Raw genomic sequence first — 16659 nt, 5'->3', positions numbered from 1 at the left:
GCTTCCTACAACCGCCGGCTTCACATTTCACTAAAGACCGTGCTGGTGGGTATGGAATTGGGTGGTTAGACTCCTGATATACACTTGTACTTTCCCTTCACTTCCCGCGCGGTACCGACTAAATGCTCGACACCCTGCTCGATTTCCTGGCCAACGGTCTCTCCCGCGCAAGTTGGGGCGAAATGGTGGTCTATGTGCTCGTGGTTACACAGCTCACCATTTTCACGGTGACCCTGTATTACCACCGCAGCGCGACCCACCGTGGCGTGGATTTCCACTGGACCCTCAACGGCTTCTTCCGTTTCTGGGGCTGGCTGACCACGGGCATGGTCGTGCGCGAATGGGTTGCCATTCACCGCAAGCATCACGCCAAGGTCGAAACCGAAGAGGATCCGCACAGCCCGCAGGTCTTCGGCATCAAGAAGGTCTTCTTCGACGGTGTCGCGCTCTACCGTGAGGCCAGCTACAACAAGGCCGACATGGAGAAGTACGGCCGCGGCACGCCGGACGACTGGTTCGAGCGAAAGCTGTTCGGCAGCCATCCGTACTGGGGCCCGACCCTGATGGCGATCATCAACGTATCGTTGTTCGGCGTCATCGGTCTGGCCATCTGGGCCATCCAGATGATCTGGATTCCATTCTGGGCCGCTGGCTTCGTCAATGGCATCGGGCACTGGTGGGGCTACCGCAACTTCGAAAGCTCGGACACCGCGACGAACATTTCGCCCTGGGGCTTCTGGATTGGCGGCGAAGAGCTGCACAACAACCATCACGCCTTCCCGAGCTCGGCCAAGTTCGCCCTGCGCAAGTGGGAGTTCGATATCGGCTGGGCGGCGATCTGCACGCTGCGTGCGCTGGGCCTGGCCAAGGTGCTGCGCGTCGCGCCGACCCTGAACCTTCGTCCCAACGTGCACCTGCCGGACGCCGAAACGCTCAAGGGTGTGCTGGCGCTGCGCTTCCAGGCCACTACGGACTACTACCGCAACGTCATCCTGCCGACCATGCGCGAAGAGGTCAGCCAGGCTGGGGACAGTGTGAAAGCCGTGCCGCGTCGCGTGCGCCGCGCGCTGGCCGATGGCGGCCGTTGGCTGGATAACGATGCCCGCGAGCGCATGCATGCCGCGCTGGCCAATCGCCCGGCGCTGACCACGGTCTGCGAGTTCCGTGCGCGCCTGGTTGCCCTGATGGAAGAGCGCGGCGCCGACAAGGCGCTGAAGTCGCTCCAGCAGTGGATCGTCGAGGCGGAGCAGAGCGGCATTCGCTCATTGCAGCAGTTCGCTGAAAGGCTGAAGGGGTATTCGGCGGTGGGTGCGTAAGCATTTCGCTCACTGGTAGACGAAAGGCCTGCCATTGGCGGGCCTTTTTTTTGGTTCATCGTGGATTGCCGGGGCCCGGGCGCCCGGCGTTCAGGCCGGGCATTCTTTCGCACCTCGCACCTCGCACCTCGCGCCTCGCGCATGGCTCGCCTTTGGCCTCGCGGGCTCGGCTTCGCCATCGCTCTCTACACTTGGGCGTGTCGCGGGGGAGACCCTGGTGCCCACCCTCGCTGCTCAGACAGTCCTCCGCGTTCGGTGCGGAAGGCCGCTTCGCGGCCCATGTATCTATCTGGCCTACGGCCGCTCCACTTGTGCGGAACTCGCCTCGAGGGTGGGCACCGAAGGCTCTGCGCCGCGACGTCACCGAAGTCTTTGCGCCGCTGCGTTTGCGGCCGCCGCGGCGTGAGCTGGTAGCAGGCAATCGTAGAGCGCAGACAACAAAAAACCCACCTTGCGGCGGGTTTTCTGAAGATCTGCAAGGCGCGAGGCGCTCTTACTTGATCTTGCCTTCCTTATATTCGACGTGCTTCCGGATGACGGGGTCGTACTTCATGAACACCATCTTTTCCGGCGTGTTCTTCTTGTTCTTGTCCGTCGTATAGAAGTGCCCGGTTCCCGCGGTGGAAATCAGGCGATGCTTATCACGCTTACCAGCCATGTTCGATCTCCTTAGATCTTTTCGCCACGGGAACGGAGGTCGGCGAGCACGGCGTCGATGCCGTTCTTGTCGATCGTGCGCAGCGCGTGGTTCGAGATGCGCAGCTTGATCCAGCGATTCTCGCTGGCAACCCAGAAACGACGCTCGTGCAGGTTCGGCAGCCAGCGGCGACGGGTGCGGTTGTTTGCGTGCGAGACGTTGTTACCGGTCTGCACACCCTTGTTGGTGACTTGGCATCTACGGGCCATGGCGACCTCCTTTAGATTATTTGACCGCCCTTTGGCCAGGACGGCATCGGCCCAGCCGCGACCCATGAAAAGGGGGCGCCACGCGATGGCTGGAGGGGGTGGAGCATCCCCGCCGCTTGAGGCCCGCATCGCGTGACGGGCCTGCCCGACGAATCGGGTTGGCATAGGGAAGCCGGGCATTCTCTCAGAATTCCACGTGTTCACGCAAGCCGGACTGTGCGGCGCCCGGGGTTGTGTGAAACAATCCCCGCTTTCGTGCCTCCGCACGAAGCAGCCTATAAGACGCCTTTCCGAGGAACACGCAATGGCAGACATCACCCCCAACGGCCAGGCCGGCCAGCCGCAGCTCGTCCTGCAGAAGATCTACGTCAAGGACGCTTCCTTTGAAGCGCCGAACGCGCCACAGGTCTTCCAGGAAATGGGCGAGACCGAGGCCCAGCCGCAGGTCCAGCTCAACCTGGGCCACAAGGCCGTCGACCTCGGCAACGAGCAGTTCGAAGTGGTCCTCAGCCTCACCCTTACCTGCAACCTGGGTGAGCGCACCGCATATCTGGCCGAAGTCCACCAGGCCGGTATCTTCGGCATCGGCGGCTTCACCAGCGAGGATCGTGACGGCATCCTGGGTTCGTACTGCCCGAACCTGCTGTTCCCGTACGCTCGCCAGATGGTCTCCGCCATGATCCAGGAAGGCGGCTTCCCGCCGTTCCTGCTCCAGCCGATCAATTTCGATGCCCTGTACGCCGAACAGCAGCGCCAGCAGGTCGAGGGCGCCGGGGCCCATACGCTCAACAGCTGAGTGATGACTCCCGTCTCCCGACCCACCGTCGCTGTCCTCGGCGCCGGTTCCTGGGGCACCGCGCTGGCTGCGCTGTTGGCGCGCAACGACGTCCCCACGAGGTTGTGGGGGCGCGATGCCGACGCACTCGCGGCCATGGCCGCGTCGCGTCGCAACCTGCGCTACCTGCCGGACCTCGATCTCCCGACCGAGCTCAGCTATGAGCCCGACCTGGCGACGATCCTGCGTGGCGCAGGCATCGTGCTCATCGTCGTGCCCAGTCATGCCTTCGCGTCGATGCTCGACGAGATCGTGCCCATGCTCGATCCGGGCGCGAAAATCTCGTGGGCTACCAAGGGCTTCGAGACCGGTACCGGTCGGTTCCTGCATGAGTTGGTGAATGAAAAGCTGCCTGGGCGACCGGCGGCGGTCATCACCGGTCCCTCGTTCGCGCGCGAAGTGGCGGCGGGATTGCCGAGCGCCGTGACCGTGCACGCCACCGACGACGCGTTCGGCAAGGAGCTGGCCGTGCTGTTGCATGCGCCGGATTTCCGCGCCTATACGGGGAACGACATCCTGGGCGCCGAGCTCGGCGGTGCGATGAAGAACGTGCTGGCCGTGGCCACCGGCGTGGCCGATGGCATGGAGCTCGGACTCAATGCCCGCGCCGGCCTGATCACCCGTGGCATGAACGAAATGCTCCGCCTGGGCGTGGCACTCGGTGCCCGTGCCGAAACCCTGATGGGACTGGCTGGCCTGGGCGATCTGGTTCTCACCTGTACCGGCGATCTCTCGCGCAACCGCCGCCTGGGCCTTGCGCTTGGACGCGGCATTTCGCTCGAGGACGCTGTACGCGAGATCGGCCAGGTGGTCGAGAGCGTGGTCACGGCGGATGAAGTGGCCCGCCTGGCCGGATTCCATGGCCTCGACCTACCGATCGCGGCAGCCGTCCGCTCCGTCCTGCACGGCGAGGTGACCCCCGTCCAGGGCCTGCGTGCCCTGATGGGACGCGAGCAAAAGCCCGAGTATCCGGTCGACTTGTTCGCCAACCGCCGCGGCTGAGACCGCGGCGCTTCTCCCCCTTCGCTGAACCGGGGCGATCCTCAGGAAAAAAGTCTTACGGGCACGTTCTGCTGCCTTTGCTAAGCTTCCTGTTTTGATCGTGCGGGCGGGATCGATACGGATGCATCAACCGGACGACAAGCGCAAACGAAATGAGGTGGCGCCGCCGCTGCCTCTGGCGTGGCAGCGTGTGCTCGGCCAGGCCGAGCCGGCGGTGGCGGGCGAGCGCAGCGTGCTCGGCTTCTTCCTCGAGGCCATCAATGACGACCACGAGCCGGCAGCGCGCCTCGACGTGGCACCCGTGCTGCTCACGCTCGGAGCCGATGGCCGTTACTCGCGGCCCATACCGCTCGACAGCCGACACCTTCCCGATGCCCCACTGACCGATATCGAGCGGCGTCTCGCGGCGACCCTGCTCGGCCTGCCGCAGACCCTGCGCAAGAGCCGCAGCTACGCCCGATTCGCCGGTTCGTTAGGTGATCACCTGCTTGCCGACATTCTCGACGCCGCGCCGTGCTTCTTCGGCGGGGTGGCTGGCCTGCAGCTCTCGCGCGGCAAGCCGCATCCACTGAAGTGGCGCTGGAACCTCGAAAAGGACGGCGGCCAGAAGCTGGTGCCGGCGGTACCGGCTAGCCAGCGACTGTTCCGCATCGGCTCGCTCTGGTTCCTCGATGCCGAGCACGCCGAAGTCGGTCCGCTCGAAGCCGATCCTGCTGAAACGACGTGGCTCGACCTGCCGCCGCTGGCACCTGAGAACACCGCGGTGTTTCGTGCCGAACTGGCATCGACGCCGATGGGTCCGCGCGTGCCCGCCCCGCAGGTGTTCGGCGAAATGCGCCGCGCCGAGGTTTCGCCGCGCCCTGTGCTCGTCCTTCACGCGCTCACGCGCCACGCGCGCCTGGCTGCTGGCACGCCGCCGTTGGCCTATGGGCGGCTCGCCTTCGACTACGCTGGCGAACGCCTGCCTGGCCGCGGCGGCGAACCCCTCGTCCGGCGTGTGCGCAACGGCGTCCTGCTGGAGATCTGCCGTCGCCGCGCCGAAGAGCTGTCGACCATGGAGACGCTGGAAACGGCGGGCCTCAATCCGGCCGTGGATACCGAGGGTCTCCCCTGGGACATGGCCGACACCTTGCCCGACGATGCCTGGCTGTTTCCGGGCAAGGGCTACGCCGGCGCCCTCGAAGTCAACACACCTGCGCGCTGGCTGGCGCTGCGACCGAAGCTCGAAGCCGATGGCTTCCTGCTCGAGTACGCGCCCAGCTTCCCCTTCGAAGTTCTCGAGGGGCCGGTACGCTGGTACGGCAAGGCCAACGAAGACGATGCCGACCAAGCGTTCGATCTGGAAATCGGTATCGATGTCGAAGGCAAGCGGGTCAACCTGCTGCCGGCCGTCGCGCAGGCGCTTGCCGAGCATCAGCTCAGCCTGAGTCCCGCTCCCGGTGAGGCGGAAGACTCCGTCTGGTATGCGCCGGTCGATGAACGCCGCCGCGTACCCGTGCGGCTGAAAGAGTTGCGCGGATTGCTCGCGCCCCTGGCTGAGTACCTCGAAAAACCGCGCCAGCAGCTGCACCTGCCTCGGGTGCAGGCCGGTCGTCTCGAGGAGCTTGTCCAGGCGTTACCGAGCGGCGGCTCGTTTGAAGCGCCCGAGCGACTGCGCGGCTTCACCAAGCGCCTGCGCGAAGCCGCCGAGCGCGCGAGCGACGCCGTGCCTGCAGGCCTCAACGCCGAGCTGCGCGGTTACCAGCGCGAAGGCCTGCGTTGGATGAATGCGCTTGCCGAGGCGGGCACCGGTGGCGTTCTCGCCGATGACATGGGCCTGGGCAAGACGCTGCAGCTGATCACCCATCTGCTCGCTTTGAAGGAGGCGGGCTCGCTGCTGGCGCCCGCCCTAATCGTCGTGCCGACCAGCCTCGTGCCCAACTGGGTTTCCGAAGTGGCACGTTTCGCGCCGAGCCTTCGCCTGCTTGCGCTACACGGTCCGCAGCGTGCGGAAACCTTTGCCCACATGGGTGAGTACGACGTCATCCTGACAACGTACGCCTTGCTGCCGCGCGACGTGGAAACGCTGAAGAAGCAGCCGTTCTCGCTGGTTGTCCTCGATGAAGCGCAGCAGGTTAAGAATCCTCGTACGCAGGCACGTCGCGCACTGCTCGCCATGAAAGTCCCGCGTTGCCTGTGCCTCACCGGCACACCGCTTGAGAATCATCTGGGTGAACTCTGGTCGCAGGTGGACCTTGCCGTGCCCGGCTTGCTGGGCGACGAAGGTGCGTTCCGGCGCCATTACCGCGGGCCTATCGAGAAGCACCAGGACGTCGAATGCCAGGAGCGGCTCAATCGCCGCATCGCGCCGTTTATCCTTCGCCGCACAAAGGCGCAGGTGGCTTCCGAACTCCCGGCGAAGACGGAGATCACCCGTCGCGTCGTGATGGAGCCGAAGCAGCGCGACCTCTATGAGAGCCTGCGCCTGTCACTCGCCGAAGAACTGCGTGAGGTTATTGCCCAGCGTGGCATCGCGCACAGCGGCATCATCGTGCTCGACGCCCTGCTGAAGTTGCGCCAGGTCTGCTGCGATCCGCGACTGGTCAAGCTCGAAGCCGCACGTGGCGTGCGCGAATCGGCCAAGTTCGAATTGCTGATGGACATGCTCCCGGCGCTGCTTGCCGAGGGGCGTCGTGTCCTGCTGTTCAGTCAATTCACCGAGATGCTGAAACTGATCGCGGTAGAGCTCGACCGTCGTCGCCTCAGTTACGTCACGCTCACGGGCGAGACGCGCGATCGCGCCGAACCCGTGCAGCGTTTCCAGGACGGCGAAGTGCCGCTCTTCCTGCTTTCACTGAAGGCGGGAGGCGTGGGTCTCAACCTGACCAGCGCCGATACGGTCATCCACTACGATCCGTGGTGGAATCCTGCTGCGGAAGCACAGGCAAGCGATCGTGCGCACCGCATCGGTCAGGACAAGCCGGTGTTTGTTTATCGACTGATCACCGCCGGCACCGTGGAAGAACGCATCGAAGAGCTGAAGGCCCGGAAGGCCGAACTTGCCGACGCCGTGCTCGAGGGTGGTGGCAGTCGTGAGCGGCTGAGTTTCGACGAAAGCGACCTGGACGCGTTACTGGCGCCATCCGCCTGATGAGCATGCCGTCGATTCGTGTCGGTATCGCACGCGAGTCTTGTAATCCATGGGTAACATATCGTAACTTATGGGTTACGTTCGCTCGATGTACGAGATCATTCACAGTGAAGCGTTTCACCGCTGGATTAACGGCCTTCGCGATCGCGACGCACGAGGACGGGTGGACGTCCGTCTTCGTCGCCTCTCACTCGGTCACCTGGGCGACGTGAAGCACGTTGGAGAGGGCGTTCGCGAGATGCGCATCGACTACGGACCCGGCTACCGCATCTACTTCATTCATCGGGCCACGGTACTTATCGTGCTTCTCTGCGGAGGCGATAAGAAAACGCAGCAGGACGACATTCTGCGGGCTACCAAGCTCGCGAAAGCATGGGACAAGCACGCATGCAAGAGAAGTTCACTCGATGGGATCCCGTGGAACGGCTTGTCACTGAAGCCGATCAAATGGCTTACCTCAATGCGAGCCTCGAGGAGGATCCTGGCGACGGCAGCCTCATTCGTGCCGCGCTTGGCGACATCGCACGCGCACGCGGCATGAGCCGTGTTTCGCGCGCGGCAGGTATATCGAGGGAGGGGCTTTACCGCGCACTTTCCGTGGACGGCAATCCCGAGTTCGCAACGGTCATGCGCGTCATGCGCGCGCTAGGTCTGCACCTGCGCGCGACATGACGGCTTGATTCACCGACGAAGCGGTGTACCGCCAGCTTCCACGATCGCCAGCGCGGCGCCACCGATCAGGCCCGGCTCCGGGTTCATGATCGCCTGGGTGGGCACCTGTTCCATGGTGTCGCGGAAGCGACCCTTGGCTTCGAAGCGCTCGCGGAAATTGCCCTTCTGGATCCACGGCAGGAGGATCGGGGTCATGCCGCCGGTGAGATAGACGCCATCCCACGCACCTAGCGTGAGCACGAGGTCGCCGGCGACGCTGCCGAAGATGCCGGCAAAGGTCTCGACGGCGCGGGCACACATGGGGCAGGTTTCGTCGGTGGCGCGCTTGGTGATTTCTTCCGGCGTGATGCCTTCCTGCGGCTTCTGTCCGGAGATCTCGCAGATGGCTTCGTAAAGGTTCACGAGGCCCTGGCCACAGATCAGGCGTTCGTTGGAAACACGGCCGTAGCGCAGGTTGAGCACCTTGAGGATCTCGATGTCCTCGGCGCTGTGCGCGGCGAAGCCGGCATGACCGCCTTCGGTCTGCAGCACGCTGACCTTGTCGCCGCGGATAAGCAGGCCGCCCACGCCTAGGCCGGTGCCCGGGCCGACGACGACGAAGGTCTGTTCATCTTTGGCGCCAATCTTCGGTACGGCCAACTTGCCGACCGGGACGAGATCCTGGTGGCCATCGGCGGTCGTCTGATCGGTCATCAGCATCACCGCCATGGACTGGGCGGCGAAGTCGTTCACCAGGTGGACCCACTCGAGGTCCAGCTCCTTGGCGAGGCTTTTGGCCGAGATGGCCCAGGGATTGTTGGTGACCTTGACGGTCTCGCCGTTATCGATGCGGCCGGCGGCCGCGATGATGGCACGCTGCGCCTCGTGGCCGGCATCCTTGAAGTACTGCTTGGCGGCGTCGCCCAGCGAGGCGTAGTCCTTGACGTGGTACTTGCGCACGCTTTCCTGGATAAGCGGTTGATCTTCATCCGGATGCGCAATGCCGAAGCGCACATTGGTCCCGCCGAGATCGGCGAGCAGGGTAGGCGCCTTGGCGCTCACGTTGGCCATGTTTGGGAAACCTGTCATGTCACGGAAGCTCGCAAGGGTGCCTCGCGAGGGGGCTGGCGTCTAGTGACGGTTTGCTCTGTATTGCGTTGACACGCACAGCGCTTCCAGGATGTGACAGGCTAACCGACAGTTTGACGTAAACGATTACGTTGGCAGAATACCGCATTGCCCGGGGCAATGGCAGGCAGTTGCCTGACAGACCGGGACCCAACGGGAGAGTGAGTGATGGCAGCCGTCCGCCTGGACAAGGTGCGCAAGGTTTATCCGAACGGCCACGTGGCGCTGAAGGAGGCGAGCTTCGAGATCGCTGACGGTGAGCTGATGGTCCTCGTCGGCCCGTCAGGCTGCGGCAAGACGACGCTGTTGCGCATGATTGCCGGTCTCGAGTCGATCTCCGGCGGCACGATGATGATCGGCGACCGTGTCATCAACGATGTCGCGCCGAAGGATCGCGATATCGCCATGGTGTTCCAGAACTACGCCTTGTATCCGCACATGACCGTGCGCGAAAACCTCGGCTTCGGCCTGCGCCTGCGCGGTGCATCGAAGGCGGATATCGACAGCCGCGTGGCCACGGCATCGGAGATGCTCGGTCTCGACGAGCGCCTCGACCATCGGCCGGCAGCACTGTCCGGCGGACAGCGGCAGCGTGTCGCGCTCGGCCGCGCGCTCGTGCGTGATCCATCGGTCTTCCTCCTCGACGAGCCGTTGTCGAACCTCGATGCGAAACTGCGCCTTTCGACGCGGGTGGAAATCGCACGCATCCATCGCCGCGTCGGCGCCACGATGGTCTATGTCACCCACGACCAGATCGAGGCGATGACCCTTGGCCAGCGCATCGTCGTGCTCAACGCTGGCGTGATCCAGCAACTCGACACGCCGATGAACCTGTACAACAAGCCGGCGAATCTTTTCGTGGCGGGCTTTCTCGGTAGTCCGGCAATGAACCTGTTCCACGGTACGTTGCGTCGCGCTGATGGACTGCGCCTGGAAATGAAGGAGGGCACGGTGCTCCTTGGCACCGACGCCACTCCGCTGGCGTCGTATGTCGACAAGGCGCTGGTCGTCGGCATTCGTCCGGAAGACCTGCTTACCGTGGCAGACCACGCGGGGGTGGATGAGCGCTTCAGGGCGCACGTCGATGTGGTAGAGCCGGTAGGGAACGAGGTTTTTCTCAACATGCGTCACGCGGGCGACGAGCTCGTGTCGCGAGTACCGCCGTACTCCACGGTGCAGCCGGGCAGCGAAATCGCCCTGGGCTTCCATGCCGAGCGCCTGCATTTCTTCGATCCGGAATCTACCGCGCGTATCGACGTCGCATGATCTTGTGAATAAGAACCATTCTTATTAAGATGCGCTGACGCCACCCGACGAAAGGCGGCGCAGACTCTCCCCCCGAACCGGCCGCCAGCCGGAGGCACGACGCCTCCTTCGCAAGCTCCCGAACCGTGCCGTTACCGGCACGACCTTGCGAAGGAAGCACCACGTGTTGCCAAAGAATGTCCTCGCTGCGCTCACCGGCGCGGCTCTCGCCTGCCCGCTCGTCGCCCTGGCCGCCGACGCCGTCGCTCCCGCGGCCAACGCCGACGACCTGCCGCGCATCACCGTCACGGCCATTGGATCGGCCTTCAAGTTCGACGTGCCAGCCACCGTCTCGGTCATCGACCGCCAGAAGATGGATCGCCACCTCGTCGCCGATATCCGCGACCTCGTGAAGTACGAGCCGGGCGTCTCGGCCGTCGGCACGGCCGGTCGCTGGGGCCTGGACAGTTTCAACATCCGCGGTCTCGACGGAAATCGCGTCGCCATCCTTACCGACGGCGTTTCCGCCTCGAGTTCGTTCGGCTTTTCGACGACCGGCATGCGCGCGGGCCGCAGCTTCGTCGACCCGGACACGTTGAAAAGTGTCGAGATCACCCGGGGGCCGGCTTCCGCGCTCGATCCATCCGACGCGCTCGGCGGCACGGTTCGCTATGTCACGAAGGATCCATCGGATTACCTGCGTGCAGGCAAGGACGTCTATGTCTCGGTGAAAGAGCGCTATAGCAGTGCGGATCGCTCGCTAGGTACCTCGCTGACCCTCGCCGGTGGCACGCCGACCGACGGCATCGTGTTCGTCGCGGATCATCGCGAAGGTGGCGCACTGAACAACAAGGGCGACATCGACAGCACGAACTACCTGCGCACACGACCCGATCCCCTGTCGCAGAATACGACCAGCGTGCTCGGCAAGTATGTCCACGTCGCGCCGACCGGCCGCGAGGACCGCGTCACCGTCGACATGTACCGCAGTAACGTCAGCACCGATGTACTGAGCGCACTCGGTCAGGCCAGCACTACGCGTCTTCTCACCGACCAGGCGGACGATCGCGCGACGCGCGCTCGTTTCTCCGTGGGCCAGCGGTACGCGAACATCGAGCTGGGTATCGTCGATCGCCTCGAATGGGACGTGTACTGGCAGAAATCCGAGACCGAATCGACCACGCGCACGCTGGCCAACGTGCCCTCGCGCAATGCCACTTACGACCGCCTCTATCTCAGCAACCTCGACGAACGTCTCTACGGCGCCAGGCTGAATCTGTTCAAGTCGATCACCGGTGGCAGCGTGGAGCAGCGCATCGCCTATGGCATGGAAGTCTCGCGCACCACGCCAACGGGTGATCTCGGTGGTGAAGGTCGTGACATTCGCACGGGCATCGTCTCCAGCAATACACCGTACATGCCGGAGAACTATCCGCTGCGCTTTTTCCCGAAGAACGACACCGATCGCTATGCCTTGTTCGCGCAGGACGAAATCGCCCTGCTGGACGGTAAATTGCGCATTACTCCGGGCGTGCGGTGGGACCATTACGCGTTCAAGCCCGATATGTCCGATCCGTACTACAACAGCTCGTTCGTGCAGGACGGCCTGGACAACGTAACGAAGAGCAGGTTTTCGCCGAAGCTTGGCGTGTCTTACTCGGCGACCGACGCGATCGAGGTCTACGGACAGTATGCGCAGGGCTTCCGTCCGCCGCTCTATAACGAGCTCGCCGTGGCCTGGGGTACGCCGCGTCTGTACGGCATCGTGCCCAATCCGTCGCTGAAGCCGGAAACGAGCAAGGGCGTGGAATTCGGTGTTCGCGGCAACGGCGATCTCGGCTATTTCTCCGCAAGCGCGTACTACAACCGTTACCGCAACTTCATCTATGGCGGTTACACGCTGGATCGCAGCCAGTGGCCGCAATGGGCGCTCACCCAGAACCTGCTGATCGTGATGCAGGCGGTGAACTTCCCCAAGGCGACGATCAAGGGGGTGGAGGCATCCGGTGGATTGCGCCTGGGTACGCTCAGCGACGCGCTGCAGGGCTGGCGCATCGAGGGCAACCTCGCTGCATCGAAGGGTGACAAGCAGGTGGTCGGCCAGTCCGGTTGGTCGCCATTGAACAGCGTCGACCCCCTGAGTGCCGTGCTCGGGATCTCCTACGACGCGAAGGCCTGGGGCGTCGAGCTGCTCGGCAAGGGCGTGCGTCGTAAGTCTCGCCTCGACACGTCGGCGATCTTCCGCGCCCCTGGCTACGCCACCATCGATCTCTATGCACACTGGAAACCGACCGAGTCGCTGGAGCTGATGGGTGGCTTCACCAATCTCGCCGACCGCAAGTACTGGGACTGGGGCTCGTTGCATGGCGGCGTGCTGACCAACGTCGCCATGGGCGGTGGCGTCGACGATGCCCAGGTCCGCAATGCCCAGATCGAACGCCTGACCATGCCCGGTCGTGCCATCACCGTTTCGGCCCGTTACACCTTCTGAGGAGTTGACCGCCATGCAAGACATGCACACCGCAACGGCCCCGCGTATCGATATCCCCGCATTGATCAGCGACTGGCGTCGCCTGCGCGAAAGCGAGCCCGGCCTTCGCGCGCGCGATGCGGCTGAACGCCTCGGCGTGAGCGAGGGCGCGCTCGTGGCCAGCCGCGTCGGCGACGGCGTGACCCGCCTCGAAGGCGAGCTCCCGGAGCTCATTCGTGAGCTACCCACCCTGGGTCGGGTGATGGCGCTCACGCGCAACGCGTACTGCGTGCACGAGAAGAAGGGCAGGTACGACAACATCGATATCGGTGGCGTCATGGGCATCGTGCTCGATGAGGACATCGACCTGCGCTTGTTCCTGCGGCATTGGCGCTATGGCTTCGCCGTGCGCGAGACCTCGCACGGCCGCGAGCTGGAGAGCTTTCAGTTCTTCGACGGTGACGGTCGTGCGGTGCACAAGGTGTACGCCACCGACGCCACGAACCAGCCGGCATGGCGTTCGCTGGTTCATCGCTACACGGCGGCGGTGCAGTCGCCACTGATCGACTGCGTCGCCGTGGACGATCCCCTTCCGGCCCGTCTCGATGACGCCGCCGTCGATATCGACTCGTTGCGTAATCACTGGCGCGCGCTTCGCGATCCACACGATTTCTTCGCCTTGCTCAAGAAGCACAAGGTAACGCGCACGCAGGCACTGCGCCTGGTCGGTAGCGAGTTCGCCACGCGTGTCGATGACGGCGCCATGCGCCACGTGCTCGAGAATGCCGCGGTCGGCGGTGAGTCGTTGATGATCTTTGTCGGTTCGCCGGGTGTCGTGCAGATCCATACCGGTCCCGTGCACACGGTGAAGATGGTCGGCCCCTGGCTCAACGTACTCGACGACGGTTTCAACCTGCATCTGCGTAGCGACGCCATCGCCAGCAGCTGGATCGTGCGCAAGCCGGTGCCCGAAGGTGTGGTGACCTCACTCGAGCTCTATGCGAACGACGGCACGCAGATCGTGCAGGTGTTCGGCAAGCGCAAGCCGGGCATACCGGAGCGCGACGACTGGCGGGCGCTGCTGGCGAAGCTGGAGGGGCACTCATGAAGAAGCAGGCAAGCGGCCGCGCTCCTGTAGGAGCCGCTTCAGCGGCGAACGAGGGCATGTGGGAGCCGATTCATCGGCGAAAAGCCAACGGAGCGGAGATGACGCAGCGCCTTTCGCCGCTGAAGCGGCTCCCACACGGTGCCCGCCCCGTCGTGGTTCTTTTGCTCGGTCTCGCGGCGTCATCGGGCTCATTCGCCGCATCGCGCATCGTTTCGCTTGGCGGCGACGTGACGGAAACCATCTACGCCATCCACGCGCAGGGTGAACTGGCCGCGGTCGACAGCACGAGCAGGTGGCCTGAAGCCGCCACGAAACTGCCGGACGTCGGCTACGTGCGTCAGCTCAGCGCCGAGGGCGTGCTCGCCTTGCGCCCCGACCTGATCCTCGCCACGCACGATGCCGGCCCTGCTTCGGTCATGACACAGCTGCACGACGCGGGTATTCGTATCGAGACGTTGCCAGCCTCGCGCAGCGCGACCGATATCGAAAACAAGATTCGCGCGATCGGTCGGCTGACCGGGCACGACAAGGAGGCCGACGCGCTCGCATCCGATGTCGCCCGGCAGTTCGCGTCGCTGGCTACCGCCGTGACGGCGATGCGGTCGCATCCGCGAACGGTGTTCCTGATGTCGACCGGGCAGGGCAGTCCGATGGCGGCAGGCCGCGAGACAGCGGCCGACCGCGCGATCGCTTTGGCTGGAGGGGTCAATGTGGCCACGGGCATCGAGGGATACAAAGCGGTATCGCCTGAGGCCCTGGTGGCGATGAAACCCGACGCGATCCTGCTGATGAAAGAGAGCGAGGACGCCGTCGGCGGCATCAACGGGGTGCTCACGCTCCCGGGCGTGGCCGACACGCCAGCGGGCAAGGCACGTCGCATCTATTTCGTCGAAGGCCAGGCCTTGCTTGGCTTCGGGCCACGTACACCCGCCGCGGCGAGTGAGCTACAGCGTCGTTGGGCAACCGTGGCGCCATGAATGCCGTCACCACCGCCCTGCACAGACCGCACTCGCGTCGCCGTACCGCGCTGGTCGCGCTGGTGGCGATGCTCGTCGCCTCGGCACTGTGGAGCCTGTCGCATGGGGCGATCGACATTCCCGCGAGCCAGGTGGCGGGCGCGATCGTGCGGTGGTTGGAGGGAGCGGCGGCGAGCGGCGACGATAACGTCGTGCTCATGCTGCGCTTGCCGCGGCTCTTGCTGGCGATGCTGGTCGGCTCGACGCTGGCCAGCGGCGGGGCGGCCATGCAGGGCCTCTTCCGTAACCCGCTGGCGGACCCCGGCCTGATCGGTGTTTCGGCGGGTGCGGCCCTCGGAGCTGTCGCCGCCATCGTGTTGGGCGGCTCGAATGGATCGTGGCTGGTCGCGGCGCTTGCCTTCGCCGGCGGCCTGACGGCGACCTCGTTGGTGTACGTGCTTGGCCGTCGACGTGCTGGCGTTGCCAACCTTCTGCTGGCTGGCGTGGCAATCAACGCCATCGCCATGGCCGGCGTCGGCCTGCTGACCTTCATGGCCAGCGAGAATCAGCTGCGCGACCTGACGTTCTGGTCGTTGGGTAGCCTTGGCGGCGCCAGTTGGACTCGCGTGGCGACGGTGGCGCCATGGGTCGTCCTGCCCCTGCTGTGCCTGCCCAAGGCCGCGCACGCCCTGAACGCCTTATTGCTGGGCGAGGGCGAAGCGACGCTGCTCGGCTTTCGACCCCAACGCCTGCAACCCTTGCTGGTCGGTCTGGTTGCCCTCGCCGTTGGCGCATCGGTGGCGTTCAGCGGCGTGATCGGCTTCGTTGGCCTGGTGGTGCCCCATCTGTTGCGCATGTTGTTCGGTCCGGACCATCGTTTTCTCCTGCCCGCATCGGCTGTCGGCGGCGCCTTCCTGCTGGTGGTGGCCGATGCGCTGGCGCGCACGGTGGTGGCGCCCGGTGAGCTGCCTATCGGGGTGCTCACGGCGCTGGTCGGCGGTCCGTTCTTCCTGTGGCTGCTGTTGCGCCGACGGATCGGGGAGGGCATGCGATGAGCCCCACGTCTACGCTTTGCGCGCAGGCCTTGCGGATGCTTCGCGGCGGCCGCCTGATTCTGCGTGACGTGTCGCTCACGGCCACCCCGGGCCGGCTGCTCGTTCTCGTCGGCCCGAATGGCGCCGGCAAGAGCACGCTGTTGTCGACGATGGCGGGGCTGCTCAAAGCCGATGAAGGGCAGGTCGTGCTCGATGGCCGGCCGCTGGGGAGCTGGCCGCCGCGCGAACTGGCCCGGCGTCGCGCGATGCTCTCCCAGCGCGTGGACCTGGAGTTCGGCTTCAGTGTCGAGGAAGTGGTCGGTCTCGGTCGTAGCCCGCATCTGCCCGACTCCATGCGTGACGATCGCATCGTCGATGCCGCGCTGCGCGCGGCGCACGCGTGGGGTCTTCACGGAAGGCGCTACACGGCGTTGTCCGGCGGTGAGAAGCAGCGGGTGCAGCTTGCCCGCGTGCTTGCCCAGATATGGGAAGGGGCGGCGGCAGGCGCGTGGCTGTTGCTCGACGAGCCAGAGGCGGGGCTCGATATCGCGCATCAGCATTTCATCCTGCGGCGGGCCCGCGCCTGCGCGGCGGCAGGCTTCGGGGTGATCGCGGTGCTGCACGACCTGAATCTGGCCGCTCGCTATGCCGACGAGGTCGCCGTGCTGGCTGGTGGGGCGCTTTTGCGTCATGCGAAACCGGAGGAGGCGCTGGAGCCCGCTTTGCTATCGGACATCTATGGCATCCAGCTTCGGCGCCATGCCGGAGGCGCGATCGACGCTCTTTAAGAGTAGCAGCCGCCATGACCGGGCCTGCGACGGTTTGGCGCCCTGACAGGGGCCCTGCCGGGAGTAAAATGGGCGGATCGCCACCGAGCA

At 64.8% G+C, this 16659-nt stretch carries 14 protein-coding genes and 1 pseudogene; 12 read left to right on the top strand and 3 right to left on the bottom strand.

Annotated elements, in window-relative coordinates:
- Nucleotides 1-122: 122 nt before the first annotated feature.
- Nucleotides 123-1316, top strand: coding sequence for a fatty acid desaturase (locus C8J98_RS02495; protein ID WP_107910571.1), 1194 nt, complete (start codon nt 123-125; stop codon nt 1314-1316).
- Nucleotides 1317-1809: 493 nt separating this feature from the next.
- On the opposite strand, the gene rpmG is transcribed toward C8J98_RS02495, so the two are convergent.
- Both rpmG and rpmB read right to left on the bottom strand, forming a co-directional pair.
- Nucleotides 1810-1974, bottom strand: coding sequence for a 50S ribosomal protein L33 (gene rpmG, locus C8J98_RS02490; protein WP_046966534.1), 165 nt, complete (start codon nt 1972-1974; stop codon nt 1810-1812).
- An 11-nt stretch (nt 1975-1985) separates the two neighbouring features.
- A complete protein-coding gene (rpmB, locus tag C8J98_RS02485) occupies nt 1986-2222 on the bottom strand; it encodes a 50S ribosomal protein L28 (RefSeq protein ID WP_046966535.1) in 237 nt (78 codons plus the stop codon).
- 304 nt (nt 2223-2526) lie between these two features.
- Between rpmB and secB the strand changes: the two genes are divergently transcribed.
- The 5 genes and pseudogenes from secB to C8J98_RS02460 all read left to right on the top strand — a co-directional run bounded on the left by secB (nt 2527) and on the right by C8J98_RS02460 (nt 7861).
- Complete coding sequence (secB, locus tag C8J98_RS02480) at nt 2527-3018, top strand: protein-export chaperone SecB (protein WP_046966536.1); 492 nt, start codon at nt 2527-2529, stop codon at nt 3016-3018.
- Nucleotides 3019-3021: 3 nt separating this feature from the next.
- A complete protein-coding gene (locus tag C8J98_RS02475; protein WP_107910570.1) occupies nt 3022-4059 on the top strand; it encodes an NAD(P)H-dependent glycerol-3-phosphate dehydrogenase in 1038 nt (345 codons plus the stop codon).
- A gap of 121 nt (nt 4060-4180) precedes the next feature.
- Nucleotides 4181-7189 (top strand): DEAD/DEAH box helicase, encoded by a 3009-nt coding sequence (locus tag C8J98_RS02470; RefSeq protein WP_107910569.1) that lies wholly within the window; start codon nt 4181-4183, stop codon nt 7187-7189.
- A gap of 70 nt (nt 7190-7259) precedes the next feature.
- A pseudogene (locus tag C8J98_RS22450) lies at nt 7260-7505 on the top strand (type II toxin-antitoxin system RelE/ParE family toxin); the annotation flags it as partial.
- A 71-nt stretch (nt 7506-7576) separates the two neighbouring features.
- A complete protein-coding gene (locus tag C8J98_RS02460; protein WP_046966539.1) occupies nt 7577-7861 on the top strand; it encodes an addiction module antidote protein in 285 nt (94 codons plus the stop codon).
- Between the two features lie 9 nt (nt 7862-7870).
- Here C8J98_RS02460 and glk read toward each other — a convergent pair whose 3' ends face one another.
- Nucleotides 7871-8911, bottom strand: coding sequence for a glucokinase (gene glk, locus C8J98_RS02455; RefSeq protein WP_107910568.1), 1041 nt, complete (start codon nt 8909-8911; stop codon nt 7871-7873).
- 225 nt (nt 8912-9136) lie between these two features.
- On the opposite strand from glk, the gene ugpC reads away from it, so the two are divergent.
- The 6 genes from ugpC (at nt 9137) to C8J98_RS02425 (ending at nt 16569) form a co-directional block, all read left to right on the top strand.
- Nucleotides 9137-10234, top strand: a complete 1098-nt coding sequence (gene ugpC, locus C8J98_RS02450; RefSeq protein WP_107910566.1) for a sn-glycerol-3-phosphate ABC transporter ATP-binding protein UgpC — start codon at nt 9137-9139, stop codon at nt 10232-10234.
- A gap of 163 nt (nt 10235-10397) precedes the next feature.
- Complete coding sequence (locus C8J98_RS02445; protein WP_158272574.1) at nt 10398-12704, top strand: TonB-dependent hemoglobin/transferrin/lactoferrin family receptor; 2307 nt, start codon at nt 10398-10400, stop codon at nt 12702-12704.
- Between the two features lie 13 nt (nt 12705-12717).
- Nucleotides 12718-13791, top strand: a complete 1074-nt coding sequence (locus C8J98_RS02440) for a ChuX/HutX family heme-like substrate-binding protein (protein WP_199229780.1) — start codon at nt 12718-12720, stop codon at nt 13789-13791.
- On the top strand, nt 13788-14768 hold the full coding sequence (locus C8J98_RS02435; RefSeq protein WP_107910563.1) for a hemin ABC transporter substrate-binding protein: 981 nt from the start codon (nt 13788-13790) through the stop codon (nt 14766-14768). Before C8J98_RS02440 ends, C8J98_RS02435 begins: the two co-directional genes overlap by 4 nt.
- Nucleotides 14765-15802 carry an iron ABC transporter permease gene (locus C8J98_RS02430; protein WP_107910561.1) on the top strand — a complete coding sequence of 346 codons (1038 nt, stop codon included), beginning with the start codon at nt 14765-14767 and terminating at the stop codon, nt 15800-15802. Before C8J98_RS02435 ends, C8J98_RS02430 begins: the two co-directional genes overlap by 4 nt.
- Complete coding sequence (locus C8J98_RS02425) at nt 15799-16569, top strand: heme ABC transporter ATP-binding protein (RefSeq protein ID WP_107910559.1); 771 nt, start codon at nt 15799-15801, stop codon at nt 16567-16569. The genes C8J98_RS02430 and C8J98_RS02425 overlap by 4 nt, the downstream gene beginning before the upstream one ends.
- Nucleotides 16570-16659 lie beyond the last annotated feature (90 nt).

Source organism: Luteibacter sp. OK325 (assembly GCF_003050935.1).
Classification (GTDB): domain Bacteria; phylum Pseudomonadota; class Gammaproteobacteria; order Xanthomonadales; family Rhodanobacteraceae; genus Luteibacter.
Note: the sequence above shows the minus strand (reverse complement) of the source record. Positions and strands in the feature narration are given on the sequence as shown.

Bases quoted from the DNA above. Each gene is read 5' to 3' on its own strand.
- C8J98_RS02495 (WP_107910571.1), top strand. From the start codon at position 123: ATGCTCGACACCCTGCTCGATTTCCTGGCCAACGGTCTCTCCCGCGCA.
- rpmG (WP_046966534.1), bottom strand. From the start codon at position 1,974: ATGGCTGGTAAGCGTGATAAGCATCGCCTGATTTCCACCGCGGGAACC.
- rpmB (WP_046966535.1), bottom strand. From the start codon at position 2,222: ATGGCCCGTAGATGCCAAGTCACCAACAAGGGTGTGCAGACCGGTAAC.
- secB (WP_046966536.1), top strand. From the start codon at position 2,527: ATGGCAGACATCACCCCCAACGGCCAGGCCGGCCAGCCGCAGCTCGTC.
- C8J98_RS02475 (WP_107910570.1), top strand. From the start codon at position 3,022: ATGACTCCCGTCTCCCGACCCACCGTCGCTGTCCTCGGCGCCGGTTCC.
- C8J98_RS02470 (WP_107910569.1), top strand. From the start codon at position 4,181: ATGCATCAACCGGACGACAAGCGCAAACGAAATGAGGTGGCGCCGCCG.
- C8J98_RS02460 (WP_046966539.1), top strand. From the start codon at position 7,577: ATGCAAGAGAAGTTCACTCGATGGGATCCCGTGGAACGGCTTGTCACT.
- glk (WP_107910568.1), bottom strand. From the start codon at position 8,911: ATGGCCAACGTGAGCGCCAAGGCGCCTACCCTGCTCGCCGATCTCGGC.
- ugpC (WP_107910566.1), top strand. From the start codon at position 9,137: ATGGCAGCCGTCCGCCTGGACAAGGTGCGCAAGGTTTATCCGAACGGC.
- C8J98_RS02440 (WP_199229780.1), top strand. From the start codon at position 12,718: ATGCAAGACATGCACACCGCAACGGCCCCGCGTATCGATATCCCCGCA.
- C8J98_RS02435 (WP_107910563.1), top strand. From the start codon at position 13,788: ATGAAGAAGCAGGCAAGCGGCCGCGCTCCTGTAGGAGCCGCTTCAGCG.
- C8J98_RS02430 (WP_107910561.1), top strand. From the start codon at position 14,765: ATGAATGCCGTCACCACCGCCCTGCACAGACCGCACTCGCGTCGCCGT.
- C8J98_RS02425 (WP_107910559.1), top strand. From the start codon at position 15,799: ATGAGCCCCACGTCTACGCTTTGCGCGCAGGCCTTGCGGATGCTTCGC.